Source organism: Streptomyces sp. NPDC031111 (genome assembly GCF_055570675.1).
The window spans coordinates 172,863-199,196 of the sequence record NZ_JBVIGS010000011.1; the positions used below are offsets into that span (position 1 = coordinate 172,863).

20 protein-coding genes are annotated in these 26,334 nt (G+C 71.3%); 8 read left to right on the forward strand and 12 right to left on the reverse strand.

Translation table 11 applies throughout. The features are described 5' to 3' along the window. Nucleotides 1-174 precede the first annotated feature (174 nt). The 4 genes from ACZ470_RS23385 to ACZ470_RS23400 all read right to left on the reverse strand — a co-directional run bounded on the left by ACZ470_RS23385 (nucleotide 175) and on the right by ACZ470_RS23400 (nucleotide 4,233). Nucleotides 175-870: an AAA family ATPase gene (locus tag ACZ470_RS23385; RefSeq protein ID WP_468430008.1), complete on the reverse strand. Its 696-nt coding sequence runs from the start codon at nucleotides 868-870 to the stop codon at nucleotides 175-177. Nucleotides 871-904: 34 nt separating this feature from the next. After that, nucleotides 905-1,726 carry an ABC transporter permease gene (locus ACZ470_RS23390; protein ID WP_468430010.1) on the reverse strand — a complete coding sequence of 274 codons (822 nt, stop codon included), beginning with the start codon at nucleotides 1,724-1,726 and terminating at the stop codon, nucleotides 905-907. Between the two features lie 74 nt (nucleotides 1,727-1,800). Then, nucleotides 1,801-2,775, reverse strand: a complete 975-nt coding sequence (locus ACZ470_RS23395; RefSeq protein WP_468430241.1) for an ABC transporter ATP-binding protein — start codon at nucleotides 2,773-2,775, stop codon at nucleotides 1,801-1,803. A 252-nt stretch (nucleotides 2,776-3,027) separates the two neighbouring features. Next, on the reverse strand, nucleotides 3,028-4,233 hold the full coding sequence (locus ACZ470_RS23400) for an NYN domain-containing protein (protein WP_468430012.1): 1,206 nt from the start codon (nucleotides 4,231-4,233) through the stop codon (nucleotides 3,028-3,030). A gap of 220 nt (nucleotides 4,234-4,453) precedes the next feature. Between ACZ470_RS23400 and ACZ470_RS23405 the strand changes: the two genes are divergently transcribed. Then, nucleotides 4,454-4,621 (forward strand): hypothetical protein, encoded by a 168-nt coding sequence (locus ACZ470_RS23405; protein WP_468430014.1) that lies wholly within the window; start codon nucleotides 4,454-4,456, stop codon nucleotides 4,619-4,621. A 91-nt stretch (nucleotides 4,622-4,712) separates the two neighbouring features. Here the strand turns inward: ACZ470_RS23405 and dnaE are convergent, their stop codons facing one another. Further along, complete coding sequence (gene dnaE / locus ACZ470_RS23410; protein WP_468430016.1) at nucleotides 4,713-8,252, reverse strand: DNA polymerase III subunit alpha; 3,540 nt, start codon at nucleotides 8,250-8,252, stop codon at nucleotides 4,713-4,715. Between the two features lie 205 nt (nucleotides 8,253-8,457). On the opposite strand from dnaE, the gene ACZ470_RS23415 reads away from it, so the two are divergent. The 5 genes from ACZ470_RS23415 to ACZ470_RS23435 all read left to right on the forward strand — a co-directional run bounded on the left by ACZ470_RS23415 (nucleotide 8,458) and on the right by ACZ470_RS23435 (nucleotide 14,572). After that, nucleotides 8,458-9,804 (forward strand): DUF2252 domain-containing protein, encoded by a 1,347-nt coding sequence (locus ACZ470_RS23415; RefSeq protein WP_468430017.1) that lies wholly within the window; start codon nucleotides 8,458-8,460, stop codon nucleotides 9,802-9,804. 68 nt (nucleotides 9,805-9,872) lie between these two features. Continuing rightward, on the forward strand, nucleotides 9,873-10,574 hold the full coding sequence (locus ACZ470_RS23420; protein WP_468430019.1) for a hypothetical protein: 702 nt from the start codon (nucleotides 9,873-9,875) through the stop codon (nucleotides 10,572-10,574). A gap of 91 nt (nucleotides 10,575-10,665) precedes the next feature. Next, nucleotides 10,666-11,478 (forward strand): DsbA family protein, encoded by an 813-nt coding sequence (locus tag ACZ470_RS23425; protein ID WP_468430021.1) that lies wholly within the window; start codon nucleotides 10,666-10,668, stop codon nucleotides 11,476-11,478. An 88-nt stretch (nucleotides 11,479-11,566) separates the two neighbouring features. After that, a complete protein-coding gene (locus ACZ470_RS23430) occupies nucleotides 11,567-13,252 on the forward strand; it encodes an alkaline phosphatase D family protein (protein ID WP_468430023.1) in 1,686 nt (561 codons plus the stop codon). A gap of 336 nt (nucleotides 13,253-13,588) precedes the next feature. Then, nucleotides 13,589-14,572, forward strand: a complete 984-nt coding sequence (locus tag ACZ470_RS23435) for a zinc metalloprotease (RefSeq protein ID WP_468430024.1) — start codon at nucleotides 13,589-13,591, stop codon at nucleotides 14,570-14,572. On the opposite strand, the gene ACZ470_RS23440 is transcribed toward ACZ470_RS23435, so the two are convergent. Next, nucleotides 14,557-15,147, reverse strand: coding sequence for a dienelactone hydrolase family protein (locus ACZ470_RS23440; RefSeq protein WP_468430025.1), 591 nt, complete (start codon nucleotides 15,145-15,147; stop codon nucleotides 14,557-14,559). The two genes, ACZ470_RS23435 and ACZ470_RS23440, sit on opposite strands and share 16 nt — an antisense overlap. Nucleotides 15,148-15,255: 108 nt before the next feature. On the opposite strand from ACZ470_RS23440, the gene ACZ470_RS23445 reads away from it, so the two are divergent. After that, nucleotides 15,256-16,371, forward strand: a complete 1,116-nt coding sequence (locus tag ACZ470_RS23445) for a mechanosensitive ion channel family protein (RefSeq protein ID WP_468430026.1) — start codon at nucleotides 15,256-15,258, stop codon at nucleotides 16,369-16,371. A gap of 7 nt (nucleotides 16,372-16,378) precedes the next feature. Here ACZ470_RS23445 and ACZ470_RS23450 read toward each other — a convergent pair whose 3' ends face one another. The 6 genes from ACZ470_RS23450 to ACZ470_RS23475 form a co-directional block, all read right to left on the reverse strand. Then, a complete protein-coding gene (locus ACZ470_RS23450) occupies nucleotides 16,379-17,119 on the reverse strand; it encodes an SDR family NAD(P)-dependent oxidoreductase (RefSeq protein ID WP_468430027.1) in 741 nt (246 codons plus the stop codon). Nucleotides 17,120-17,225: 106 nt separating this feature from the next. Then, on the reverse strand, nucleotides 17,226-18,812 hold the full coding sequence (locus ACZ470_RS23455) for a Na+/H+ antiporter (protein ID WP_468430028.1): 1,587 nt from the start codon (nucleotides 18,810-18,812) through the stop codon (nucleotides 17,226-17,228). Between the two features lie 87 nt (nucleotides 18,813-18,899). Beyond that, nucleotides 18,900-19,367, reverse strand: a complete 468-nt coding sequence (locus tag ACZ470_RS23460; protein WP_468430030.1) for a GNAT family N-acetyltransferase — start codon at nucleotides 19,365-19,367, stop codon at nucleotides 18,900-18,902. After that, a complete protein-coding gene (locus ACZ470_RS23465; RefSeq protein WP_468430032.1) occupies nucleotides 19,364-20,308 on the reverse strand; it encodes an RluA family pseudouridine synthase in 945 nt (314 codons plus the stop codon). The genes ACZ470_RS23460 and ACZ470_RS23465 overlap by 4 nt, the downstream gene beginning before the upstream one ends. Before the next feature lie 53 nt (nucleotides 20,309-20,361). Beyond that, nucleotides 20,362-20,958: a signal peptidase II gene (gene lspA, locus ACZ470_RS23470; RefSeq protein WP_468430034.1), complete on the reverse strand. Its 597-nt coding sequence runs from the start codon at nucleotides 20,956-20,958 to the stop codon at nucleotides 20,362-20,364. 65 nt (nucleotides 20,959-21,023) lie between these two features. After that, entirely contained in the window at nucleotides 21,024-22,304 is a 1,281-nt protein-coding gene (locus ACZ470_RS23475) for a TraR/DksA family transcriptional regulator (RefSeq protein ID WP_468430036.1), read from the reverse strand. A gap of 580 nt (nucleotides 22,305-22,884) precedes the next feature. On the opposite strand from ACZ470_RS23475, the gene ileS reads away from it, so the two are divergent. Beyond that, nucleotides 22,885-26,028 (forward strand): isoleucine--tRNA ligase, encoded by a 3,144-nt coding sequence (gene ileS / locus ACZ470_RS23480; protein ID WP_468430037.1) that lies wholly within the window; start codon nucleotides 22,885-22,887, stop codon nucleotides 26,026-26,028. Nucleotides 26,029-26,334: the final 306 nt, after the last annotated feature.

Below are 26,334 nucleotides of genomic sequence, written 5' to 3' on the forward strand. Positions count from 1 at the left end.
GCGGCACGGGTGGGCGCGACGGCACCCCGCCAGCGCCGGGCCGCGCGAACACCCCCCGGCCCACACCCACGCCGGGGCACGGCACCGGGCCGCGAGACCGACCCCCGGGCCCACACCCACGCGGAGCACCGGGCAGCGCGCCCCGCCCAACAACGAGTGCCGGGAACCGGCGGCCTACGCCCCGTGGGACACGTACGGCTCCGTCGGCGGAAACTGCTCCGGATCCCGCGGCCCGAACAACGCCGTCAACCCCAGATGCACGATCAACGCCGCGAACGGCCAAGCCAACAGCGCCCCCTTCGCCCCCAGCTTCAACGGCGCGTCAAACGTGACCCCCTTGCCCACACTCCTCGCCTGGGCGACGACATCCTGCGCGGGCCCGAGCCACACCCCCAGCCGCCACGCCAGCACCGACCCGAGCAGCCCCCCGACCGCCAGCCCCACCACCAGCGGCACACCCCCACGGCGCCGGAGCAGGAACACGACCAGCGCGCTCACCACCCCGAAGCCGATCGCGAGCAGCGAGAACGTCCCGTCCACCCCGATGCTCTGCTCGCCCTCGGAGTCCTTGAGGTAGACGACCCAGTTGTCGCCGGCCGCGTCACCGACCAGCGGCACCCGCGGCGCCAGCCACCACCACAGCAGCCCGAGCAGCACCCCGCCGAGCGCCACCGCCACCGCGGTCACGGCGCCCTCCCGCATCTCCGTCTTCATCCCGGGGCCGTCCTGTTCGTACCACCAGCCGTGCTGCGGATACTCGGTGTGGCCGGACTTCCCCGCGTGGGCCGCCTGGCCGTCGGACGGCGGCTGCCACGCGTCCCGCGCGGAATGGTCGTGCGGAGGCGGTGGTGGTGTCAGAGGTGCGCTCACCCTGCCATCGTGCCAGGCCCGGCTGTGCGGCGCGTCACCGGACGGCTGCCCTGCGGTACGCCCAGGTCGCCACCGCCAGGGAGATCACGCCGACCATCCCGCACACGGCGAGGTCGGCGAGCACATGGGCCCAGTCGGGGTGCGGTCCGAAGGTCCGGGCCAGGGCCTCGACGCCGTACGTCGACGGCAGCAGGTCCCGGGCGAGACGCACCGCCTCCGGCATCCGCTCGGCCGGCAGCACGCCCAGCAGCAGCGCCGCCGACATGCCGAGCTGGCCGAGCAGCGTGGCCATCTCGGCCCGTGGCGCGAGCAGGCCCAGCGCGGCACCCAGTCCGGCGAGCGCGGCCCCGGCGAGCGGGATCACGGCGGCCAGCACCCACAGATGCGCCAGCGGCAGCCCGAACAGCACGCATCCGAAGACGGCGGTCACCACGGTCCCCGGCACGGTGAACGACGCGTACGCGCCCGCCGCGCCCAGCACCACCGCGGCCGGCGGCACCGGCAGCGTCGCGTAGTGGTCGAGCCCTCCGCTGGCCCGCAACTGGCCGAAGTACTGGGCGAGCAGGTTCAGCGCGACGAACGCGACGACCAGCACCGCCGAGCCGGCGACCACGGCCTGCGCCTCGCCGCCGCCGTCCACGACCCCGCGCATCAGGATCATGATCCCGACGGACTGGAAGGTCGCCACGAACAGCAGCGGAATCCGCGCGACCCGGGCCCGCGACAGCTGCGCCCGGTAGACGGCCGCCAGCGACGGCCACAGCCGCGCCCGGGGGCCGAGCCCGGCCGGTTCCGGCGCGGCCTCCTCCACGGCCAGGGCGCCGCCCGGCACGACATCGGCGGGTACGACACTCACGTCGTGCTGCTCCCCTTCGCTCGGACGTTCTGCGGCGCTCGCCCTGTTCCGTACGGATGACGGGGCCCATGTGCTCACGCCTTCACCAGCCCCTGTCGAACGGCCCCGCCCAGCGCCAGGTAGACGTCCTCCAGGCTGGGCGTGGCGAGCGTGAAGTCGTCCAGGGCGGCGAAGGCGGCCCCGCCGGTGACGGTGGCGACGACCGTACGCGCCTCCTCGGGCGCGAGCCGCAGGGTCCAGCGGCGGCCCGACTCGACGACCCGGTCGCGCAGCGCGGCGACCTCGGGCACGTGCAGGGGGGCCGCCTCGCGCCACACCAGGTCGACCCGGACCTCGCCGGCGACCCGCTCCTTGAGGCCGGCCGGGCTGTCGCAGGCGATGACGCGGCCCCGGTCGAGCACGGCGACCCGGTCGAGGACGGTCTCGGCCTCGATGACGTTGTGGGTGACCAGCAGGACGGTCGAGCCGTGCTCGGCGCGGCGCCGGTCGACGGCGGACCACACCGCGCGCCGGGCCACCGGGTCCATGCCGGTGGTGGGTTCGTCGAGGACGAGCAGGGGGCGCTCCCCCACCAGCGCGGCGGCGAAGCAGGCGAGCCTGCGCTGGCCGCCGGAGAGCTTCTTCAGCGGGCGTCCGGCGATCGTGGCGAGCCCCAGTTCGTCGAGGACGTCGTCCCGCTCGGCCCGCGCCCGCCGGGCGTCGAGCCCGCGCAGTCGGCCGGTGGTCTCGGCGGCGAGCGACACGGTCAGTTCGTCGAGGGCGCTGGACTCCTGGCCGAGGTAGGCGAGGATGCGGGCGGCCCGCTCGGGGTGGCGCACGATGTCGTGGCCGAGGATCTCCACACTGCCGCGGTCGGGCCGCATCAGCCCGGTCAGCTGGCGTACGAGGGTGGACTTGCCGGCGCCGTTCGGCCCGAGCAGCCCGAAGATCTCACCGCGCCGGATGTCGAGTTCGACGTCGTCGGTGGCCCGGACCTCGGGCGTCGCGGGAACCCCGCGTCTGCCGCGTACCGCCGGATAGGTCTTGGTCAGCCCGCGCACCGCACACACGACATCACCACCGTGCCGGAATCCCTGTGCCGCGCGCGTACTCACAAGGGACGAGCCTACGGGGTCGGGGAGCCCGCCCGGTCTCCGGGGCGCCCAGTACCCGCCAAACGCACGCCAACCGTGCATTGCCCCGCCTTTCGGCGGACCGAGTCGGGTGGCGGGTGGGCATAGGCCGGGGGTCCAGGGGCGGGAGCCCTCTGGCGGGGGCACGGGGGCGGAGCCCCCGAACCGGGGCGGAGCACCGCCGGCCGCCTACTCCCCGGCGGGAGCCCTCTCCGTACCGGTACGCAGGTCCAGCTCCCGCCAGAACCCCGCCCGGATGGCGTAACGGTCCCGTTCGTCGATCTGGTCGTCCTTGTGGGCGAGCAGCCCGAAGCGCGCCGCGTAGCGCAGCAGCTCCCCGTCGACGCGGTGCGGGATGCGGGGGTACATGGCGGACAGCTTCTGGATGTGGCTCTGGTCGCCGAGCCGTTCCACCCAGCGCCGGGCGAAGACCTGCCCGACCTCGAACGGGTCCCCGCCGACGGTGGTGATGTCCTCCTCGCGGTCGGCCCACCGCTGCTCGGCCGTGGTCAGCTGGGCGAGCGTGGGCATGGAGGCGGCGTCGGCCGGCTCGGCGACGGGCCGGTCGACCCAGCCCTTGTCGGAGGACCAGCGCAGGGTCGCGGAGGCGGGCTGCTGGGGCTGGTGCGGGCCGGGGCTGCGCAGCGCGGCCAGGTCCTTGGGGGTGGGTACGCCCTTGGCCGTGGGGGTCCTCTCGGCGGTGCCGTTGTGCGCGGCGGCGGGGTGCTGCGGCTCCTGGGCGGCCCGCTCGGCCGCCGCGCCGAGCGCGGAGTCGGGCAGCGGGGCGGAGAGGATCGCGGCGATCTCCGGCCGGGGCACGGGCGGCGGGGCGCACACCCCGGTGTACTCCTTGGCCCGTACCGCCTGGGTGATCCACGCACGGTCAAGCACTCGGCGCTCGTCGGCCTCGGCGACCAGGTCCTCGGACTGGTTGTAGTCGCCGTCGGCGGCCTGGACGGCCCACAGGTGCACGGCGACGCCGTGCTCCTTGGCGGCCATCATGCCGGGCAGCAGATCGCCGTCGCCGGTGACCAGCACGATGTCGGAGCAGGCGCGGTTGCGGGCCAGCTCGGTCAGCTCGGCGTGCATCGCTGCGTCGACGCCCTTCTGCGCCCAGCGTCCGTCGCTGCGGGTCAGCGCGCCGAGCCGGACGGTGACCCGGGGCATCACGCGCAGCCTGCGGTGCTCGGGCTGCGGGACGCGGTCGGGGGCGCCGTCGAACCAGTAGATGCGCAGCAGCGGCTGCCGTGTGTCGGACTCCGCGCGCTCCCGCAGCCCCTGGATGAGGGCCGCGTGGTCGACGGTGATGCGGGACCGCGAGGGCTCCCCGGCGAGGAGACTGGCGGCGGCCCCCAGCAGATACCCGGCGTCCACCAGGACGATGCAGCGGTCCACGCGATCCACCCTCTTTCCGGGAGGTTTGCTTCGGGCTTGCTTCGAGTCTGCCCGACCACGCCAGGGTTAACGGCCCGAACTCGATCTTCGGCGTGGCGTTTCCACACTTCCTCCCCGATCACCCCGGTCACACACGGTAATTGTCCAACATGCGGCTGTTATCGGGCTATGTGAATCTGGTCCCGGCCCTGGCCCCTAGTCCCCCACAGGAGGCACCACCATGGCCAAGAACAAGAACCGTGACCGTAAGCAGCCGCAGGCCGAACGTGCCCAGCGGGCGGCCCAGCCGTCCACGATGGAGACACCGGACGAGCAGCGCACCACACAGGTCGTGCCCGGCGAGGTAGGCCGGGGCAAGGGCCGGCAGAAGCGCTTCGGCCACAACTGACATCCGTATGACGGGCCGTTGCGGCCCCGGCACATGAAGAGGGGCGCACCCACCACAGGGTGCGCCCCTCACACGCGTCGGCCGGGCGTCGCTAGCCCGCCAGGCAGGACGGTCCGAGGAGGACCTTCAGGTCGCCGAAGAGGGCCGGGTCGGGCTTGACCCGGTGCCGGTCCAGGCGCAGCACCGTCGTCTTCGTCGGCCCCTGGAGCTTGATGCGGACCTCGCTGTCGCCCTTGTGGTGGGTGAGGATCTCGCCGAGCCGGCTGACCATGGGCGGGGTCACGCGGGTGGCCGGGATGGTGAGCACCACCGGCGCGTTGGTGCCCGCGTTGGACAGGTCGGGGATCATCAGCTCCATCGCGACCAGCCGGGGCACGTCCTCCCGCTTGTCGAGCCGGCCCTTGACGAACACCACGGCGTCCTCGACGAGTTGCGTGGAGACGAGCTGGTACGTCGCCGGGAAGAACATGCACTCGATGGAGCCGGCGAGGTCCTCCACGGTGGCGATCGCCCAGGCGTTGCCCTGCTTGGTCATCTTGCGCTGGAGGCCCGAGATGATGCCGCCGATGGTGACCACCGCGCCGTCGCCGAAGTCACCTCCGGTGAGCTGCGAGATGCCCGCGTCGGCCTTGTCGGACAGCACGTGCTCCAGGCCGAAGAGCGGGTGGTCGGAGACGTAGAGCCCGAGCATCTCGCGCTCCTGGGCGAGCAGATAGGTCTTGTCCCACTCGTCGTCGGTGAAGGTGACGTCGAGGCCGAAGCCGGGCTCGCTGGTGTCCTCCTCGCCCATGCCGCCGAAGAGGTCGAACTGTCCCTCGGCCTCCTTGCGCTTCACCGCGACCACGTTGTCGATCATCGGCTCGTACTGGGCGGTGAGGCCCTTGCGGGTGTGCCCCATCTCGTCGAAGGCGCCGGCCTTGATCAGCGACTCCGTGGTGCGCTTGTTGCAGACGACCGCGTCGACCTTGTCGAGGTAGTCCGGGAAGGAGGTGTACTTCCCCTTGGCCTTGCGGCACTTGATGATCGACTCCACGACGTTGGTGCCGACGTTGCGCACCGCGGAGAGGCCGAAGAGGATCACGTCGTCGCCCTGTGCCGCGAAGTTCGCCATGGACTCGTTGACGTTGGGCGGGAGGACCTTGATGCCCATGCGGCGGCACTCGTTGAGGTAGACCGCCGACTTGTCCTTGTCGTCCTTCACCGAGGTGAGCAGCGCGGCCATGTACTCGGCCGGGTGGTTCGCCTTGAGGTAGGCGGTCCAGTAGGAGACCAGTCCGTACGCGGCGGAGTGCGCCTTGTTGAAGGCGTAGCCGGCGAAGGGCACCAGCACGTCCCAGAGCGCCTGGATGGCCTCGTCGCTGTAGCCGTTCTTGCGTGCGCCGGCCTGGAAGATGGTGAAGTTCTTCGCCAGCTCCTCGGGCTTCTTCTTGCCCATGACGCGGCGGAGGATGTCGGCCTCGCCGAGCGAGTAGCCGGCGATGATCTGGGCGGCCTTCTGCACCTGCTCCTGATAGACGATCAGGCCGTAGGTGACGTCCAGGACCTCCTTGAGGGGCTCCTCGAGCTCCTTGTGGATCGGCGTGATCTCCTGCTGGCCGTTCTTGCGCAGGGCGTAGTTGGTGTGCGAGTTCATGCCCATCGGGCCCGGCCGGTACAGGGCCGACACGGCGGAGATGTCCTCGAAGTTGTCCGGCTTCATCAGCCGGAGCAGGGAGCGCATCGGGCCGCCGTCGAACTGGAACACGCCGAGGGTGTCGCCGCGCTGGAGCAGGTCGAAGGTCGTCGGGTCGTCCAGGGGCAGCGACAGCAGGTCGATGTCGGTGCCCTTGTTGGCCTTCACCATCTTGACGGCGTCGTCCATGATGGTCAGGTTGCGCAGGCCCAGGAAGTCCATCTTCAGCAGGCCGAGCGACTCGCAGCTCGGGTAGTCCCACTGCGTGATGGTCACGCCGTCGGTGTGCCGGACCCAGACGGGCACGTGGTCGGTGATGGTCTCGCTGGACATGATCACGCCGGCGGCGTGCACGCCCATCTGCCGGACCAGGCCCTCGACGCCCTTGGCGGTGTCGATGACCTTCTTCACGTCCGGCTCGTTCTCGTACATCCCGCGGATCTCGCCCGCCTCGGAGTACCGGGGGTGGTTCGGGTCCGTGATGCCGGAGAGCGGGATGCCCTTGCCCAGGACGTCGGCCGGCATCGCCTTGGTGAGCCGGTCGCCCATCGCGTACGGGTAGCCCAGTACGCGCGCGGAGTCCTTGATGGCGTTCTTGGCCTTGATGGTGCCGTAGGTGCCGATCATGGCGACCTTGTCGGCGCCGTACTTCTCCGTCACGTACCGGATCACCTCGACGCGCCTGCGCTCGTCGAAGTCGATGTCGACATCCGGCATGGAGATGCGCTCGGGGTTGAGGAACCGCTCGAAGATCAGTCCGTGCGGGATCGGGTCGAGGTCGGTGATGCCGAGGGCGTAGGCGACGATCGAGCCGGCCGCGGAGCCTCGGCCGGGGCCGACCGCGATGCCCTGCTTCTTCGCCCACATGATGAAGTCGGCGACCACGAGGAAGTAGCCGGGGAAGCCCATCGAGATGATGGTGTCCATCTCGTACTCGACCTGCTTCATGCGGTCCTCGGGGATGCCGCCCGGGAAGCGGCGTTCCATGCCGCGCATGGTCTCCTCGCGGAACCAGCTGACCTCGGTGTACCCCTCGGGGATGTCGAACTTGGGCATCAGGTCGCGCTTCTCGAACATGCCCGTGGTGTCGACCATCTCGGCGATCAGCCGGGTGTTGGCGCAGCCCTGCTGCCAGGCGTCCGAGGAGTCGATGGCGTACATCTCGTCGGTGGACTTGAGGTAGTAGCCCGTGCCGTCGAACTTGAAGCGGTCGGGGTCGGAGAGGTTCTTGCCGGTCTGGATGCACAGCAGCGCGTCGTGGGCGCCCGCCTCGTGCGCGTACGTGTAGTGGGAGTCGTTGGTGACCAGCGGGGGGATGCCGAGCTTCTTGCCGATCTCCAGCAGGCCGTCGCGGACCCGGTGCTCGATCTCGATGCCGTGGTCCATCAGCTCCAGGAAGTAGCGGTCCTTGCCGAAGATGTCCTGGTAGTCGGCGGCCGCCTTGAGGGCCTCGTCGAAGTGGCCGAGGCGCAGCCGGGTCTGCACCTCGCCGGAGGGGCAGCCGGTGGAGGCCACGATCCCCTCGGACCACTTGGCGATGGTCTCCTTGTCCATCCGGGGCCACTTCTGGAGCCAGCCCTCGGCGTACGCGTCGGAGGAGAGGCGGAAGAGGTTGTGCAGGCCGGTGCTGTTCACCGCCCACATCGTCTTGTGGGTGTAACCGCCGGAACCGGAGACGTCGTCCCGTTTCTGGTGCGGCTGGCCCCACTGGATCTTGCGCTTGTTGCGCCGGGACTCGGGGGCGACATACGCCTCGATCCCGATGATCGGGGTGACTCCGGCCTTCTGCGCGGAATGGAAGAAGTCGTACGCCCCGTGCAGGTTGCCGTGGTCGGACATGGCGATGTGCGTCATGCCCATCTCATTGCAGGCGTTGAACATGTCCTTCAGCCGCGCGGCACCGTCCAGCAGCGAGTACTGGGTGTGGACGTGCAGGTGCGTGAACGGCGGCTTTGACACGGTGCGGCCTCCAAGGAGAACTCACGGCGACGGGCAGGCGGACAGTCCGGGGGACAGCGTCGAAGTCTATGCCCCGGGACTGACACCCGGGCGCCGTCCCGACGTACCTTCGGGCGGGGGCGCGGGCACTCCCGCGCGCCGTCGCACGTTAGGCAGGGGACGGACCAGCCGTCCCGAAACATCCCGCACCAGGAGGCACAAAGCGATGTCGGTACCGCAGCTCAACGACGAGCACCGCGGTGAGGAGATCCTCGCCGTCCTCGACACCGCCTTCGGCGAGCTCTTGGCCGCCGACCCGGCCGCGTTCCGGGTGAAGTTCCGGAAGATGGCGGCCTCGGCCTTCGCCTTCTACCGCGGGACGGCCTGCCTCTTCTACCACGATCTCGACGCCGAGTACGCCGGGGGCGGTGGGAGGACCTACAGCGGACCGTACCTGGACGAGCGGACCTCCCGGGTGTGGATCCACGGCGATCTCCACGCGGAGAACTTCGGCACGTACATGGACTCCAACGGCCGCCTGGTCTTCAACGTCAACGACTTCGACGAGGCCTACGTCGGCCCCTTCACCTGGGATCTCAAGCGCTTCGCGGCCTCCGTGGCGCTGATCGGCTACGCGAAGGCGCTCAGCGACGAGCAGATCACCGAGCTGGTGAGCATCTACACGATCGCCTACCGGGAGCGGATCCACGCGCTGGCCACCGGCGCGAAGAGCGACGAGGTGCCGCCGTTCACGCTGGACACCGCCCAGGGGCCGCTGCTCGACGCGCTGCGCGACGCCCGCTCGCTGACCCGTTTCGGGCTGCTGGACTCGATGACCGAGATCCGTGACTTCGAGCGCCGCTTCGCCTCCGGCGGCGGTGCGGTCGAGCTGGACGCCGCCACCCGCTACAAGGTGCTCGCCGCCTTCGACGGCTATCTGGAGACCCTGCCGGACGCCTCGCTGGCCCGCCCGGACTCCTACCGCGTGAAGGACGTCGTGGGCCGCCGCGGCATCGGCATCGGCTCGGCGGGGCTGCCGTCGTACAACATCCTCCTGGAGGGTCACAGCGACGCCCTGGAGAACGATGTCGTGATCTACATCAAGCAGGCCCAGACCCCGGCCGTCTCCCGGCACGTCACCGATCCGGCCATCCGCGACTACTTCCAGCACGAGGGGCACCGCACGGTGATCTCCCAGCGCGCCCTCCAGGCGCACGCCGACCCGTGGCTGGGCTGGACCGAGCTGGACGGCACCGGCCAGCTGGTCGCCGAGGTCTCGCCGTACGCCGTGGACCTGGACTGGAGCGACATCGACGACCCGGAGGAGATCGCCCTGGTCGTCGCCGACCTCGGCCGGGCCACGGCCGCGATGCACGCGGCGGCGGACGACACCTCCGGCGAGTCCCTGGTGCCGTTCTCCACCGAGCGCGCCATCGACGCCGCGATCGCCGCCGACGAGGACTCCCTGGTCCCCCTGATGGTCGACTTCGCGCACGACTACGGCGCCCGCGCCCGTGGCGACCACCAGATCTTCCTGGACCTGTTCCGCAACGGCAGGATTCCGGGATTGTGACGATCGGGACGCCCACAGGAACCCTTTAGGGATCCCTTACCGGAGCACGTGACACACTCTTCACCGCCATGGACATATCCGGAACCCAGCTCAGAGCCGTGCGCGCGGCGCTGTTCACGGCCGTCGTCGTGACGCTCAGCACCGCGTCGCACGTGCTGCTGTCCGGGGCTCCGCTGCCGCTGAACACGGTGGCCGCGATCGCCGCCGCCGTGTTCGTCCTGGCGTACGCCCTGGCGGGCCGGGAGCGTTCCTTCGGGCGGATCGCCGCCCTGCTGATCCCGCTGGAGCTGGCCGCCGACACGGCCTTCACCACCGGCCAGCACGTCTGCTACGGGCGAATGGGCGGCCCGGTCGCGGGTCCGCTGCGCTCCGTCGGCTTCGACGTGCTGTGCGGCGACGGCACCAGCGTGGGCGCGCCGCTCGCCCGGGTCACCGGGCACGCCGCCGAGGGCGGCGACCGGCTGGCGGTGCTGCTCTCCCAGGCCGACCCGGCCACCGCCTGGGCGCTGCTCGGAGCGCACATCGGGGTCGGTCTGTTCGCCGCCGCCTGGCTGCGCCGCGGCGAGCGGGCGCTGGCCCAGCTGCTGAGCGCGGTGGCCGCGACCACGTTCCGGCCGCTCCTGCTCGCGGTCGCGGCGGTGACCGTGCGCCGGGCCCCGGAGGTCCTCCGTCCGGCCCGCCGGGTCCACCGTTCCGCCACGGCCCGGACCCTGCTCCTCGCGCACTCCCTGGGACGGCGCGGACCGCCCTGCTCCGCCGCCCTCGCCTGAGGCCATCCCCGCCCGGCGAGTCCCGGAGCACCAGCAGTCCCCCATACGTATCCCGCACACGACCGTGTGCGTCCCCCGTGGAGACATCACCATGAGCAAGCGGAACAGCCAGGCGGCGAAGTCGGCGGCCCGAGAGCGGCTGCGCGTGGAGCGCGAGCGCCAGGCGAAGAAGGCGAAGGTCAGGCGGCAGCTCATCGTCGCGCTGTCGGTGGTCGGCGTGCTGGCCGCGGCCGGCGGCATCGGCTACGCGGTCGTCCAGGCCAACCAGCCCGACTACTGGGAGACCGCGAAGGACGCCAAGCTCGTCAAGCCGGCCAACACCAGCGGCAAGAACGGCACGACCGTCGTCATCGGCGAGTCCGGCGCGAAGAAGACCCTCGAACTGTACGAGGACCCGCGCTGCCCGGTCTGCGCCTCCTTCGAGCAGACGGTGGGCAAGACCATCGAGAAGGACGTCGAGGACGGCAAGTACAAGATCCGCTTCATAGGCGCCTCGTTCCTGGACCGCAACCTGACCGGCGAGGGCTCCAAGAACGCCCTGAGCGCCATGGGCGCCGCGCTGAACGTCGGCCCCGAGGCGTTCCTCGCCTACAAGAGCGCGCTCTACTCGGCCGAGTTCCACCCCGAGGAGTCGGACGACAAGTTCAAGGACGACTCGTACCTGATCGAGATCGCGAACTCGGTGGACGCCCTGAAGGGCAACAAGGAGTTCCAGGCGGACGTGAAGGACGGCACCTACGACAAGTGGGCGCTGGAGATGTCCGACGTGTTCGACAACAGCGAGGCCCAGGGCACCCCGACGCTGATGATGGACGGCAAGAAGCTCACCGGCTCCGACGGCCAGAACGCGCCGATGACGGTGGACGAGTTCAACACGGCGGTCGACGCGGCGCTCAAGGGCTGACCCGGCCGGCTGACCAGGGGCTGAAGAGCGGGCGAACTTTCGCGAGTTCGCCCGCTCTGGCGTGTACCCGTCAGTAACCTGATCGGCCGTGACCCGTCGAAACAGACCATCCGAGAGCCCCGAGTCCGCCACCACGGACGCCACCCCCCTGTCCCCGCGCCGCCGTACGGTCGTCAGGGCGGCCGCCGCCACGGCGGTGCTGGCCGGACCCCTCGCCGCCGCCCCGCCCGCGCGGGCCTCGGCCGCACAGGCCCCCACCTTCCTGCACGGCGTGGCCTCCGGCGACCCGCTGCCGGACGGCATCCTGCTGTGGACCCGCGTGACGCCGGTACCGGAGGCGATACCCGGGTCCGGGCTGGGCCCGGACACGGAGGTGAGCTGGACCGTCGCCCGCGACAGGGGCCTCAGGGACGTCGTCGCGCAGGGCACGGTCCTCGCCACCGCCGCCTCCGACCACACCGTGAAGGCGGACATCCGCGGCCTGGAGCCGGCCACCGACTACTGGTTCCGCTTCTCCGCCGGCGGCACCGACTCCCCCGTCGCCCGCACCCGCACCGCCCCGGCCGCCGACGCCGCCGTGACCGGACTGCGCTTCGGCGTGGTCTCCTGCTCCAACTGGGAGGCCGGCCACTTCTCGGCGTACCGCCACCTCGCGGCCCGCGGCGACCTGGACGCCTGGCTGCATCTGGGCGACTACGTCTACGAGTACGGCACCGGGGAGTACGGCACCCGAGGCGAGGTCGTCCGGCCGCACGCGCCCGCCCACGAGACCGTCACCCTCGCCGACTACCGGCTCCGGCACGCGACGTACAAGACCGACCCCGACCTGCGGGCACTGCACCACAGGGCGCCGGTCGTCGCCATCTGGGACGACCACGAGATCGCCAACGACGCCTGGTCGGGCGGCGCCGAGAACCACACCGAGGGGGCGGAGGGCGGCTGGGCCGCGCGCCAGGCCGCCGCCAAGCAGGCGTACTTCGAGTGGATGCCGGTGCGGCCCGCGCTGGAGGGCACCACCTACCGCCGGCTGCGCTTCGGCAAGCTGGCCGACCTCTCGCTGCTGGACCTGCGCTCCTTCCGCTCCCAGCAGGTCTCCCTCGGCGACGGCCAGGTCGACGACCCGGACCGCACGCTCACCGGGCGCGCCCAACTGGACTGGCTGAAGGCGGGGCTGACGGCGTCCGACGCCACCTGGCGGCTGGTGGGCACCTCGGTGATGATCTCGCCGCTCGCCCTCGGTTCCCTCCCGGCGAGCCTGCTGAAGCCGCTGGCGAAGCTGCTGGGCCTGCCGCAGGAGGGGATCGCCCTCAACACCGACCAGTGGGACGGCTACACCGACGACCGCCGCGAACTCCTCGCCCACCTGCGCGCCAACGCCGTCCGCAACACGGTCTTCCTCACCGGCGACATCCACATGGCGTGGGCCAACGACGTGCCGGTGAACGCGGGCACCTACCCGCTGTCCGCCTCGGCCGCCACGGAGTTCGTGGTCACCTCGGTCACCTCCGACAACCTCGACGACATCGTGCGGGTCCCCGAGGGCACCGTCTCCGCGGTCGCGTCCCCGCTCATCAGGGCCGCCAACCGGCACGTGCACTGGGTCGACACCGACCGGCACGGCTACGGCGTCCTGGACGTCACCGCCGAGCGGGCGCAGATGGACTACTACGTGCTGTCCGGCCGCACGAAGGCGGACGCCACCTCCACATGGGTCCGCTCCTACCGCACCCGCAGCGGCACACAGAAGGTCGAGCGCGTCCACGACCCGGTCTAGTCCCGGCCACCGGCCTTCGGTAGGTCGATTTTCGGCCATCCCCGGTCGCGGGGACTGCCCCGGAGGGCGGATCGCGTCGCTACGGCGGGTGGTGTGGACCGTGAGTCGAATCCGGACACACCCCCCGCCCGGTGGCCGAATCGATGACGGCCGGTTCCCAATCCCCCGGCGCCATAACGTTTCCGCATGCATCGGCTCCCCGATTGCCCCTGTTTGCCCAGCAGTTGATTGGGCTTGATCACCGCTCTTCCGGGCTGATCATGTCCACGTAATCTCCGGGCGGCGGTCAGGAAGATCCCCGGTCGCCTTTCCCCACCGCATCCGCCAGGAGCCCCCATGCGTACGCTTGCCCGGATATCGTCCCTGTCGCGCAGACGCCTGCTCGGCACCGCCGTCGTGGCCGGAACCCTGATGCTCAGCCCCGTCGCCGCGCCCACCGGCATCGCCGTGGCCGGAAGCCAGGCCGCCGAGTGCGCCGACGACACCCACGCGGCGGCCCGCGAGGCACGCCCCGGCCACGGCGAGCACATCGCCGAGCCGAACGAGATCAGCGAGGCCCGCGCCCAGGCGATGGACCGCGATCTGCGCGCCAAGCTCGACAAGCTGCGCGAGAACGGGCGGAGCACCGCGTCCGCCGCCGCCGGCACCACCATCCCGGTCTACTTCCACGTCATCCACGACGGTGAGACCGGCAAGCTCAGCTCCGCCGACATCACCGCACAGATGAACGTCCTCAACGCGGCCTACGCCGGCCAGGGCACCGGCAACACCGACTCGGGCTTCCAGTTCACGCTGGCCGGCACCGACTACACCGACAACGCCGCCTGGTACACCGTCGGCTACGGCTCGCCGGAGGAGAAGGCGATGAAGTCCGCCCTGCGCCAGGGCGGCGCGAACGCGCTCAACTTCTACACCGCCAACATCGGCGACGGCCTGCTCGGCTGGGCCACCTTCCCCAGCTCGTACAACTCCAGCCCGTCGATGGACGGCGTCGTCGTCCTGGACGCCTCGCTGCCGGGCGGCTCGGCCACCAACTACGACGAGGGCGACACGGCCACCCACGAGGTCGGCCACTGGATGGGGCTGTACCACACCTTCCAGGGCGGCTGCAACGGCAACGGCGACTACGTCGACGACACCCCGGCGGAGAAGAGCGCCGCCTACCAGTGCCCCGAGGGCCGCGACACCTGCGCCCGCAAGGACGGCGCCGACCCGATCCACAACTTCATGGACTACACCTACGACGCGTGCATGTACCAGTTCAGCGCGGGTCAGGTGACGCGCATGCAGCAGAGCTGGACCGCCTACCGGGCGGGCTGATCCCCCTCCAGCGAGTCGAGGAAGCCGAGTGCCACCCGCCAGGTGGCCTCGGCGGCCTCCTCGTCGTGGTCCTCCAGGTCGGGGTCGGTGTAGAGGTGGCCGGCCCCGGCGTACCGGTACACCTCGACCTCGGCCCCGGCGCGGCGCATCCGCAGATACCAGGCGCTGAGCCAGTCGTCCGTCTCGAACGGGTCGGGCTCCGCGACGTGCAGCTGCACCGGCAGTTCGTCCACCGAGGCGTTCTCCGCGATGTCCGAGGTGCCGTGCAGGAGCAGCAGTCCGCGCGCCTTGTCGTCGCCCAGCGCCAGCGTCTGCGCCACCGAGGCGCCGAAGGAGAACCCGGCGTACACCAGCCCCCGCTCCGAGTAGGGCGCGGCGGCCAGCACGGCCCGCTTCAGCAGCTCGTCCTTGCCGATCCCGTCCTTGTACGCCATGCCCTCCTCGACCGTGTCGAAGGTGTGCCCCTCGAAGAGGTCGGGGGTCCACACCTCGTGTCCGGCGGCGCGCAGCCGGTCCGCGGCCCGGTGCACCGCGGGCCGCAGACCGTAGGTCGAGTGAAAGAGCACGATGTTCATGAGGCCCATGGTGCCAGGCCGGTGTGACGGCGCCGGATCGCGGCACCGCTCTTGATCGGGGCGCACGTCACAGGTTCAGGCTCGCCCGTCCCGGTTAGGTTCGGGGACATGGATGACGTGCTCCGCCCATTGATCGTGGTCGGCGGCTCGGTCGTGCTCACGCTGCTGCTCGGCTGGGCCACCGACCTGCTGCTGCGCAAGGCCGACGAACGCCACCCCGAGACGCCGCTGTGGGGGCTGCTGCGGCGTGCCCGGGTCCCGTACCAACTGGTGTTGTGTGCGGCCCTGTTGAGAGGGTCGTACAGCGAGGCGAAGCTGCTCCAGGAGCACGAGGTCGGCATCGGCCGGGCCCTGACCCTGGTGCTCATCGGGTCGGCCGCCTGGCTGCTGATCCGTATCGCGGCCGCCGTCGTCGAGACCTCGTACACCCGGTACGCCAGCGCCCGCCACCAGCGCGACCCCGCCCGGGTCCGCCGGGTGCGCACCCAGGTGACGCTGATCCGGCGGGTGGTCTCCGCGGTGGTGGGCGTGGTGGCGGTGGCCGCGATGCTGCTGACCTTCCCGGCGATGCGCGCGGCCGGGGCCTCGCTGCTGGCCTCGGCCGGAATCCTCGGCATCGTCGCCGGTGTGGCCGCCCAGTCCACGCTGAGCAACATGTTCGCCGGGCTCCAGATCGCCTTCGGCGACATGGTGCGCATCGGCGACACGGTGGTCGTGGACGGCGAGTGGGGCACGGTCGAGGAGATCACGCTGACCTTCCTGACCGTGCACACCTGGGACGAGCGCCGGATCACCATGCCGGTGTCGTACTTCACGTCCCAGCCGTTCGAGAACTGGTCGCGCGGGACGCCGCAGATGACGGGCACCGTCTTCTGGCACCTCGACCACTCGGCCCCGCTGGAGGCGATGCGCGAGAAGCTCCGCGACATCCTCCGGGAGTGCCCGGCCTGGGACGGCCGCGCCTTCAACCTGACCGTGACGGACAGCACCCCGAGCACGATGGAGGCACGCGCCCTGGTGACGGCCAAGGACGCCGACGACATCTGGACGGTACGGGTCACGGTCCGCGAGGAGATGATCCGGTGGCTGGCCGCCGAGCATCCCTACGCCCTGCCCCGGGTCAACACGGCCGACGCGGTGCTGCCGCCCCGTGCCGACGGCCACCGCTCCCCCGACGGCGTACCGGCGGCCCGCCGTGCGCACCACCATCCGAGGGAGCGCTGACCTGGCCTCAGTGCCCTCGTTCGGCGCCTCCGTTGACCTGGATGATCTGCGAGGTGATGTGCGCGGCGCCCGGGGAGGCGAGCCAGTGCAGGGTGGCGGCGACGTCCCCGGGCGTTCCGGCCCTCTTGTCGGACGTCTCGGCGATCAACCGGGCCCGCCGCTCCTCGTCCATGCCGTCGCCGAAGAACCCGGTGTCCTCGACATAGCCGGGCGCGACCACGTTGACGGTGATGCCGTGCGGACCGAGGACCCGGGCCAGGTCATGGGCGTACGGGTGCAGCGACGCCTTGGCCGCCGCGTACGAATTCCGTCCGGAGCCCCGGAAGGCGGCGATGGAGCTGAGGAACAGCACCCGCCCGCCGGGTTCGGCGAGCCGGTCCCTCAGGGCCTCCGTGAGCAGCACGGCGGTCAGCACATTGAGCCGGAAGTTGACCGTCCACTCGCGGGCGACCGCGTCGAGCGGGTCGTCGCCGCCCACCGGGGGCTCGAGCCGCCCGTTGCCGCCGGCACAGTGGATCAGTACGTCCACGGCCCCGAACTCCCGGCCCACGAAGGCGGCCACGCCCCGTACGGCCTCCGGATCGGCCAGATCCGCGGCGTAGGTCAGGGCGCCCGGCACCGCGGCCCGTTCCAGGACGTCCCCGCGTCGGCCGATCAGCAGCACCTGGTCCCCGTCGGCGGCGAACACCTGCGCGGCGGCCAGCCCGATCCCCGTACCGCCCCCACTGATCACAACATTCCGAGTCATAAGGTCACTTTACGAACAGAAAGCCGCCATTGACGCCAAACCCCCACGGGAAACGCCCACTTCTCAACGAACCGAGACGGACGGTGCGTGGGTGGGAGAACACCCCTCACCGCAAGCTGCGCACATCGAGATGGCGCAGCACCCGGTCCACGACCTCCGGATCCGCCCCCGCCTCGCTCCGCGCGGCCAGCACCTCGTGCCGCGCCGCGCTGAGCATCTCGCGCTGGATCCCCCGCACCCGCTTCAGTCGCCGTGCCCGCTGCCGGTGCGCCTCCCGCCGCTCGTCCTCCACGATGTCCGGGCTGATCCGCACCCCGATGTCGAAGGCGCTGCGCAGCATCTGTTCGGACAGTTCCTCCGGAAGATCCTCGACGGCCTCGATCTCCCGCAGTCTCCGCTTCGCCGCCCTGGCCGCCCGCACCGCGAGATCGTGCTCCAACGCCTTCTCGCGCCCGGTGTCGGCCCGCACCCCCAGCCGTCCCACCAGCCAGGGCAGGCTCAGGCCCTGCACCAGCAGCGTCGCCATGATCACGCCGAACGCGATGAAGATGATCTCGCCCCGGCCGGGGAAGTCGTCCCCGGCGTCGGTCTCCAGCGGAATGGCCAGCGCCAGCGCGACGGACGCCACTCCCCTCATCCCGGCCCACCACATCACCACGGTCTCGCGCCAGCTCACCGGGATCTCCTCGGCGGTGTCCCGCGCGGCGTGCAGCCGCTTCGTCAGCCAGGTCGCCGGCAACAGCCACAGCAGCCGGACCAGGACGACCACACCCACGACCGCCGCCGCCCAGGTGAGCAGTTCGCCCCAGTGGCCGGCCGCGGTCCGCACCGCGTTGTGCAGTTCGAGCCCGACCAGCCCGAACGCGACCCCGGTGACCAGGGTGTCGACGATGTCCCAGAAGGTGTGCCCGGCGAGCCGGGTCATGACGTCGTCGGCGTCGGTGGCGTACTCGACGAGGAACAGCGCGGTGGTGAGCACGGCGAGCACGCCCGAGCCGTGCAGTTCCTCGGCCAGGACGTAGGAGGCGTACGGCACGAGCAGGCTCAGCCCGATCTGGAGGGTGGCGTCCTCGAGCAGAGCCATCAGCTTGTTGGCGCCCCAGCCCAGCGCGAGCCCGACCGCCACCGCCACCACGGCCGACAGCACCAGGTCGAGCCCGGCCTCCCAGACCGAGAAGGAGCCGCTCACGGCGGCGGCGATCGCCACGTTGTACAGGACGATCGCCGTGACGTCGTTGAACAGCCCCTCGCCCTCCAGGATCGACACCAGCCGGCGCGGCAGCCCCAGTTTCCCGGCGACGGCGGTCGCCGCGACCGGGTCGGGCGGTGCGACCAGCGCGCCGAGGGCGAAGGCGGCGGCGAGCGGCAGCCCCGGCACCACCGCGTGGGCGACGGCGGCCACGCACAGCATCGTGACGAAGACCAGCGCCACCGCGAGCAGCAGGATCGGTCTGATGTTCGCCGCGAACTGCCGCCAGGAGGTCCGTCGCACGGCGACGTAGAGCAGGGGCGGCAGCAGCAGCGGGAGGATCAGGTCGGGCGGGATCTCGACGTTCGGCACGAACTCGAGCAGCGCCAGAACGGCCCCGAAGACCGTCATCAGCACCGGCGACGGCAGCCTCAGCCGCTCCCCGACCGGGACGCTCACCACGGCCCCGAGCAGCAGGGCGAACAGTAGGGTCAACTGATCCACGGTCGGGCTCCGGGCGGATCGACGATCGGCGGGATGGATCTCCACCCTGCCACGCCGGGACCCCGACCCGGCTCTTCGCGGCCCCGGTTACAGAACGCGCCGCATGGCCCGGTGCGGCATCCCCGCGTCCGGGAACTCGGGTCCGTAGGCCTCGTAGCCCAGTCGCTCGTAGAAACCGAGGGCGTGTGTCTGCGCGTGCAGGTCGACGGCGGTGAGGCCCTGCGCGCGGGCCGCCTCCTCGATGGCCCGGACCAGCGCCGCGCCGACCCCGAGGCCTCGCGACTCACGCGTCACCGCGAGCCGGCCCAGCGAGCCGACGGACGGGTCGCCGCCGTTCTTCGCCGCCGCGGCGGCGCCGTGCAGCAGCCGTCCGGTGCCGAGCGGTGTGCCGTCCTCCCGGACCGCCAGCACATGGACGGCGCCGGCGTCGTGGGTGTCGTACTCGATGTCCTCGGGGACGCCCTGTTCGGCGACGAAGACCTCCTTGCGGACCGCGAAGCACGCCTCGCGGTCGGCGGGCTCCTCCGCCACCCGGACGACGTAGGCCCCGCTCATGCGTAGGTCTCCTCACGGACCTGGTCCAGCGCCTCCTGGAGGTCCTTGGGGTAGTCGCAGGAGAACTCCACCCACTGCCCGTCGCCGGGGTGCTCGAAGCCGAGCCGGACGGCGTGCAGCCACTGGCGGGTGAGGCGGAGCCGCTTGGCGAGCGTCGGGTCGGCGCCGTACGTCAGGTCGCCGACGCAGGGGTGCCGGTGGGCCGCCATGTGGACGCGGATCTGGTGGGTGCGGCCGGTCTCCAGCTTGACGTCGAGGAGGGAGGCGGCGCGGAAGGCCTCGATCAGGTCGTAGTGCGTGACGGACGGCTTGCCGTCGGCGGTGACCGCCCACTTGTAGTCGTGCTGCGGGTGGCGGCCGATGGGGGCGTCGATGGTGCCGCTGGTGGGGTCGGGGTGGCCCTGGACGAGCGTGTGGTAGCGCTTGTCGACCGTGCGCTCCTTGAACTGGCGCTTCAGCGACGTGTACGCGTACTCGGACTTGGCGACGACCATCAGGCCGGAGGTGCCCACGTCGAGGCGGTGCACGATGCCCTGGCGCTCGGCTGCGCCGGAGGTCGAGATGCGGTACCCGGCGGCGGCGAGGCCGCCGATCACCGTCGGACCGGTCCAGCCCGGCGAGGGGTGGGCGGCGACGCCGACCGGCTTGACGATCACGACCACGTCGTCGTCGTCGTGCACGATCTCCATGCCCTCGACGGGCTCGGCGACCACCTGCACCGGGGCGGGCGCCTGCGGCATCTCCACCTCGAGCCAGGCACCGCCGCTGACCCGCTCCGACTTGCCGACCACCGACCCGTCGACCGTGACCTTCCCCGCCGCGGCAAGCTCGGCCGCCTTGGTGCGGGAGAAGCCGAACATGCGAGAGATGGCGGCGTCGACGCGCTCGCCCTCCAGGCCGTCGGGCACGGGCAGGGTACGGATCTCGGGAATCGTGCTCACCCGTCGAGTATGCCGGACGGGTCCGGCACTCCCGTACGAGAGTCCACGGGGCCTCAGTCCTTGTGGACGGTGCCGTCCGGGTCGAGGCCCCGGAACGACAGCAGCACGATCAGGATGCCGCCACACACGATCGCCGAGTCCGCCAGGTTGAACACGGCGAAGTGCTTGGGCGCGATGAAGTCGACCACCGCGCCCTCGAAGACGCCCGGGGACCGGAAGATCCGGTCGGTGAGGTTGCCGAGGGCGCCGCCGAGCAGCAGGCCGAGCGCGATCGCCCAGGGCAGGCTGTAGAGCTTGCGGGCGAGGCGGATGATCACGACGATCACGGACGCCGCGATCACCGTGAAGATCACGGTGAAGGCCTCGCCGAAGCCGAAGGCCGCGCCCGCGTTGCGGATCGCCTCGAACCGCAGCCAGTCCCCGATGATCTCGATCGGCTCGTGGTGCTCCAGCTTGGCGACCACGATCATCTTGCTGATCAGATCGAGGGCGTACGCGAACGCGGCGACGGCGAACAGCACGGCGATCCGCCGCTTGCCGCGGGGCCGCCCGGCCTCCGCCGCCGTTCCCTCGGTGCCGGCCCGTTCCTGCTCCTCCCGGTCCGCGTCCGGGGTTTCCGGCGTACCGATGATGCGCTCCGCCTCTGCCACGTGAGTCCCTCAGCCTAGGTACCTGACTGAGGACGAGGGTACGGCACGCCCCGCGCGCCCGCCGATCAGTACCGGCGCTCCTGCTTCTGCTTGCACTCGACGCACAGGGTGGCCCGGGGAAACGCCTGCATACGGGCCTTTCCGATGGGATTGCCGCAGTTCTCGCAGAGGCCGTAGGTGCCGGCGTCGAGGCGCTGGAGGGCGCGCTCGAACTGGGTGAGCATCTCCCGCGCGTTGGCGGCGAGCGCGAGCTCGTGCTCGCGCGTGATGTTCTTGGTGCCGGTGTCGGCGTCGTCGTCGCCCGCGCCGTCGCCCGAGTCGCGCATCAGGCCGGCCAGCGCCCGCTCGGACGAGGCGATCTCCTCGCGCAGCCGCAGCACCTCGGACATCAGCTCGGCCCGCGCCTCCTCGACCTCCTGTGGAGTCCAGGGCTCCTCGCCCGGACGCACCGCGAGATCGCCCGGCTCCACCGCACCGATCCGGGCCTTGGGTACGGCGCTCTTCGCCGCCGTGGCCGTGCCAGGAGTCTTCTTCGCACCCACCGTCGTCACTCCCGTCTGCGCCGCGGCCTCGGCCGCGCCCGCGTCATCGGCCGCGCTGTGCCCGGCCACATCCTGAGTGGACCCACTGGTCCCGACCGCACCGTTCCCCGAGCGGGCGGCCTTCCGCCCGCCCGCACCCTCACCGGCCGCCGTCTTCGCCGCCGCCGCTGCCTTGCCGGCCTGCGCCGCCTTCTTCGCGGACGCCTTACCGGCGTGCGCCTTCTGCTTCGAGGGCGCCTGCCCCGCGGACACCTCCGCGACGGGCACGTCCCCGGCTGTCGCCCTCCGCGCGGGCGCCTTACTGGCGTGCGCCTCCTGCCTCCCGGGCGCGTGTCCCGCGGAAGCCTCCGCGACGGACACGCCCCCGGCCGCCACCCTCCGCGCGGACGCGCTGTCGGCGTGCGTCGTCTGCTTCGCCGATGCCGTCTTCTTCGCGGGCGCCTTCTTCACCGCGGACTTCTTGGGCGGTGCCTTCGCGGGGGGCTTCATCGCGGATGCCCCGTCGCCGGGCATCGTCTCCGCCGCCGCCTTCTTCGCCACCTTCTTGGCCGCCTTCTTCGCCGCGGTCTTCTTGGCGGGCGCCTGCCCCTCCGCCGTCTTCTTCGCCGCCGTCTTCTTCGCAGGTGCCGCCTTCTTCGCGGGCGCCGCCTTCTTCGTTGCTGCCTTCTTCGCCTTGGGCTCCTTGCCCGCTGCCCCCATACCCCGCGCGCCCCGCGCGGTGCTCCGTTCGGCGCCGCCGCCGGAGGCCGGTCCGGGTGTGCCGGACCGCGCCGACTGCTGTACGGCGGTCTTCTTCGCCACCATGGCCGCGGCCCCTTCACATATTGTGATCTTGCGCGCGAATCGTGCTGGGACGATAAATCGACTTGAGTCCCGCGGCAACGGGGCACACCGCCCGATTCCCTCGCCCCGCGGACGCCGCGCGGCGAACCTGCATGCGTTGTGCCCAGCTCCCCGCCGGGTATGCCGCCGAGCCCGAGGTCCCGGGACACGAACACCGGCGCCACGCCATTCGGGGCATATAAGCCCATATCGTGGCCTACGGAAATCCGGTCGGTCACTGTCCCCGCCGCGCCGTACACTGGGCGGAGCGAGAAGCGTGGATGGGGACGAGTAGCGGCGTACGCAGCCCAGAGCGACCCGGGGACGGTGTGAGCCCGGGGGCGAGCGCGACGTGAAGATCACCCCGGAGCTGCCGGAAGAACCCCTGCGGGGCAGTAGAACCGGCATCGCGACCCCAATGAGGGGGCTCACCGGAGCACACGACGCGCCGGGGGGCCAAGGAGGGTGGTACCGCGGGAGCGCGCCGACGGCGGCGCAGGGATCGACACAGCTCTCGTCCCTCCGGACGGAAGGCAGCAAGTCCGCCGGAGGAAGCCCGCTGATGACAACGCCGACGTACCGCCAGGTACCCGCCCAGGTCGACCTGCCCGCCCTCGAGCACGCGGTGCTCGACTTCTGGCGCGAGCAGAAGATCTTCGCCAAGAGCCTGGAGCAGTCCGAGGGCCGCCCCGAATGGGTGTTCTACGAGGGCCCGCCCACCGCCAACGGCATGCCCGGCGCCCACCACATCGAGGCCCGCGTCTTCAAGGACGTCTTCCCCCGCTTCCGCACCATGCGCGGCTACCACGTGGCCCGCAAGGCCGGCTGGGACTGCCACGGCCTCCCGGTGGAGCTGGCCGTCGAGAAGGAGCTCGGCTTCTCCGGCAAGCAGGACATCGAGGCGTACGGCATCGCCGAGTTCAACGCCAAGTGCCGCGAGTCGGTGACCCGCCACACCGACGCCTTCGAAGAGCTCACGACCCGCATGGGCTACTGGGCCGACCTCCAGGACCCGTACCGCACGATGGACCCCGAGTACATCGAGTCCGTCTGGTGGTCGCTGAAGGAGATCTTCAACAAGGGCCTGCTGGTCCAGGACCACCGCGTCGCCCCCTGGTGCCCCCGCTGCGGCACCGGCCTGTCCGACCACGAGCTGGCGCAGGGCTACGAGACGGTCGTCGACCCGTCCGTCTACGTCCGCTTCCCGCTCACCTCCGGCCCGCTGGCCGGGGAGGCGGCGCTCGTGGTGTGGACGACCACCCCGTGGACCCTGGTCTCCAACACGGCGGTCGCCGCCCACCCCGAGGTCACCTACGTCGTCGCGACGAACGGCGAGGAGAAGCTGGTCGTCGCCGAGCCGCTGGTCGCCAAGGCCCTCGGCGAGGGCTGGGAGACCACCGGCCAGTCCTTCACCGGCGCCGAGATGGAGCGCTGGACGTACCGGCGCCCCTTCGAGCTGGTGGAGTTCCCCGAGCCGGCGCACTACGTGGTGAACGCCGAGTACGTCACCACCGAGGACGGTACGGGCCTGGTCCACCAGTCCCCCGCCTTCGGTGAGGACGACCTCAAGGTCTGCCGCGCCTACGGCCTGCCCGTGGTCAACCCGGTCCGCCCGGACGGCACGTTCGCCGAGGACGTCCCCCTGGTCGGCGGCGTCTTCTTCAAGAAGGCCGACGAGAAGCTGACCGCGGACCTCGACGAGCGCGGCCTGCTCTTCAAGCACATCCCGTACGAGCACAGCTACCCGCACTGCTGGCGCTGCCACACCGCGCTGCTCTACTACGCGCAGCCGTCCTGGTACATCCGCACCACGGCCATCAAGGACCGTCTGCTCCAGGAGAACGAGAACACCAACTGGTTCCCGGACTCGGTCAAGCACGGCCGGTACGGCGACTGGCTGAACAACAACATCGACTGGGCGCTGTCCCGCAACCGCTACTGGGGCACGCCGCTGCCGATCTGGCGCTGCGAGGACGACCACCTCACGGTCGTCGGCTCCCGCGCGGAGCTCACCGAGCTGACCGGCACCGACCAGTCCGGCCTCGACCCGCACCGCCCGTACATCGACGAGGTCACCTTCGCCTGCCCGCAGGACGGCTGCGGGAAGACGGCCACGCGCGTGCCCGAGGTCATCGACGCCTGGTACGACTCGGGTTCGATGCCGTTCGCGCAGTGGGGCTACCCGTACAAGAACAAGGAACTGTTCGAGGCCCGCTACCCGGCGCAGTTCATCTCCGAGGCCATCGACCAGACCCGCGGCTGGTTCTACACGCTGATGGCGGTCGGCACGCTGGTCTTCGACAAGTCGTCGTACGAGAACGTCGTCTGCCTCGGTCACATCCTCGCCGAGGACGGCCGCAAGATGTCCAAGCACCTGGGCAACATCCTCCAGCCGATCCCGTTGATGGACCAGCACGGCGCGGACGCGGTCCGCTGGTTCATGGCGGCCGGCGGTTCCCCGTGGGCGGCCCGCCGGGTCGGCCACGGCACCATCCAGGAGGTCGTCCGCAAGACGCTGCTGACGTACTGGAACACGGTCGCCTTCCAGGCCCTGTACGCCCGTACGTCGGACTGGGCGCCGAGCGAGGCCGACCCGGCCCCGGCCGACCGCCCGGTCCTCGACCGCTGGCTGCTGTCCGAACTGCACGCGCTCACCGACCAGGTGACGCAGGCGCTGGACTCCTACGACACCCAGCGCGCCGGCAAGCTGCTGTCCGCGTTCGTCGACGACCTGTCCAACTGGTACGTCCGCCGCTCGCGCCGCCGCTTCTGGCAGGGCGACAAGGCCGCGCTGCGCACCCTGCACGAGGTCGTGGAGACGGTCACCAGGCTGATGGCCCCGCTGACCCCGTTCATCACCGAGCGGGTCTGGCAGGACCTGATCGTTCCGGTCACCCCGGGTGCCCCGGAGTCGGTGCACCTGTCCTCGTGGCCGGAGGCGGACCTGTCCGCGATCGACCCGGAGCTGTCGAAGCAGATGGTGCTGGTGCGCCGGCTCGTCGAGCTGGGCCGGGCCACGCGCGCGGAGTCGGGCGTGAAGACCCGCCAGCCGCTGAGGCGCGCGCTGATCGCGGCGAGCGGCTTCGGCACCCTCGACCCCGAACTGCACGCGCAGATCACCGAGGAGCTGAACGTCGAGTCGCTGGCGTCGCTGTCCGAGGTGGGTGGCTCGCTGGTGGACACCACGGCGAAGGCCAACTTCCGCGCGCTGGGCAAGCGGTTCGGCAAGCGGGTCCAGGACGTCGCCAAGGCCGTCGCGAACGCGGACGCCGCCGCGCTGTCCCTGGCGCTGCGCGAGGGAACGGCCTCGGTGGAGGTCGACGGTGAGACGATCGCCCTCGCCCCGGACGAGGTCATCATCACGGAGACCCCGCGCGAGGGCTGGTCGGTGGCGTCCGACGCCGGCGCCACGGTCGCCCTGGACCTGGAGATCACGGAGGAGCTGCGCCGCGCGGGCCTGGCCCGGGACGCGATCCGGCTGATCCAGGAGGCCCGCAAGAACAGCGGCCTCGACGTGGCCGACCGGATCGCCCTGCGCTGGACGGCCACGGAGCCGGCGACGATCGCGGCGCTGGCCGAGCACGCCGAGCTCATCGCCGACGAGGTCCTCGCAACGGACTTCGCCCAGGGCGAGGCGGACGACACGTACGGCGCCCCGTTCGAGGACGAGGGCCTGACCCTGACGTTCCGCCTGCGCAAGGCGTAGCCCCACGCAGGGGGCGCTGCGTCTGCCACGCAAGGTCTTCCTGCGGCTGCGGGCAGTCCGTGGCTGGTCGCGCAGTTCCCCGCGCCCCTTTGGGGCACGGGTCCTCTCCACACCCACTAGGCCCGGGTCCGCCGAGAAAAATCTTGGCGGACCCGGGCCTTCGGCGTTGTGTGCGTCGGACACCTCACCCAGGGACGAACAAACACCGCAAACACCGTGAACACGCGTAGCACAAGGGCGGGGCCCGGGTTCATGAACCCGGGCCCCGCCCTGAACGCTGCCGACTGCTACGCCGTACTCATGGCC

What these genes read in the sequence shown, in the direction of transcription:
- ACZ470_RS23425 (WP_468430021.1), top strand. Translation starts at nt 10,666, where the DNA reads ATGAGCAAGCGGAACAGCCAGGCGGCGAAGTCGGCGGCCCGAGAGCGG.
- ACZ470_RS23420 (WP_468430019.1), top strand. Translation starts at nt 9,873, where the DNA reads ATGGACATATCCGGAACCCAGCTCAGAGCCGTGCGCGCGGCGCTGTTC.
- ACZ470_RS23435 (WP_468430024.1), top strand. Translation starts at nt 13,589, where the DNA reads ATGCGTACGCTTGCCCGGATATCGTCCCTGTCGCGCAGACGCCTGCTC.
- ACZ470_RS23450 (WP_468430027.1), bottom strand. Translation starts at nt 17,119, where the DNA reads ATGACTCGGAATGTTGTGATCAGTGGGGGCGGTACGGGGATCGGGCTG.
- ACZ470_RS23460 (WP_468430030.1), bottom strand. Translation starts at nt 19,367, where the DNA reads ATGAGCGGGGCCTACGTCGTCCGGGTGGCGGAGGAGCCCGCCGACCGC.
- ACZ470_RS23475 (WP_468430036.1), bottom strand. Translation starts at nt 22,304, where the DNA reads ATGGTGGCGAAGAAGACCGCCGTACAGCAGTCGGCGCGGTCCGGCACA.
- ileS (WP_468430037.1), top strand. Translation starts at nt 22,885, where the DNA reads ATGACAACGCCGACGTACCGCCAGGTACCCGCCCAGGTCGACCTGCCC.
- ACZ470_RS23445 (WP_468430026.1), top strand. Translation starts at nt 15,256, where the DNA reads ATGGATGACGTGCTCCGCCCATTGATCGTGGTCGGCGGCTCGGTCGTG.
- ACZ470_RS23415 (WP_468430017.1), top strand. Translation starts at nt 8,458, where the DNA reads ATGTCGGTACCGCAGCTCAACGACGAGCACCGCGGTGAGGAGATCCTC.
- ACZ470_RS23440 (WP_468430025.1), bottom strand. Translation starts at nt 15,147, where the DNA reads ATGAACATCGTGCTCTTTCACTCGACCTACGGTCTGCGGCCCGCGGTG.
- ACZ470_RS23405 (WP_468430014.1), top strand. Translation starts at nt 4,454, where the DNA reads ATGGCCAAGAACAAGAACCGTGACCGTAAGCAGCCGCAGGCCGAACGT.